The 527-nt window shown below is 62.0% G+C and carries 1 protein-coding gene; it reads right to left on the bottom strand.

Annotated elements, in window-relative coordinates; all coding sequences use genetic code 11:
* On the bottom strand, window positions 1-357 hold a 357-nt coding region (locus IP510_RS13630), incomplete at its 3' end, for an SGNH/GDSL hydrolase family protein (RefSeq protein ID WP_194365358.1).
* Window positions 358-527 lie beyond the last annotated feature (170 nt).

Here is a 527-nt window from a genome sequence, read left to right as displayed (position 1 = left end):
ACTGAGTAAGAGAACGTGGATGCCGCTGGCCGTGGCCGTATCGACTGCGGCCAGTAGTTGGTCGGTGATCGATTCCAGCGAGACTTTGGGGCGCATGATGTCGTTTCCGCCACCATTGAGGCTCATCAGCTGAGGCCGGAGGGCAACGGCAGCCTTCAGCTGCTCCCCCGCGATGGGTGCGAGGAGCCGTCCACGGATGGCGAGGTTCGCATAGGTGACTGGCTCAGGCGATGCGAGCGCAAGACCGAGAGCAACTTGGTCTGCCCAACCGCGCACCCGACCATCCGGCAGTTCATCTCCGACGCCCTCGGTGAAACTGTCACCAATGGCGACGTAGCTAGCGAACTGGTGAGACATACTGCGTTACCTTCCGAAGGGGGAATCGGGGCGGCGCCAGATCACGACGAGCGCAGTGGCGATCGGCCCGAAAATGAGGGCGAGAAGAAACCACACCCAGCGCCGACGATGCTTCATTTCCGCAAGGCCGGCGGTGACAATAGCGAGGGCAATCCACGCCCAACTGCCAT

The organism is Psychrobacter sp. NG254 (assembly GCF_015277735.1).
Classification (GTDB): Bacteria; Pseudomonadota; Gammaproteobacteria; order Pseudomonadales; family Moraxellaceae; genus Psychrobacter.
The sequence above is the reverse complement of the archived record's forward strand: the minus strand, read 5'-3'. Positions and strand labels throughout refer to the sequence as shown.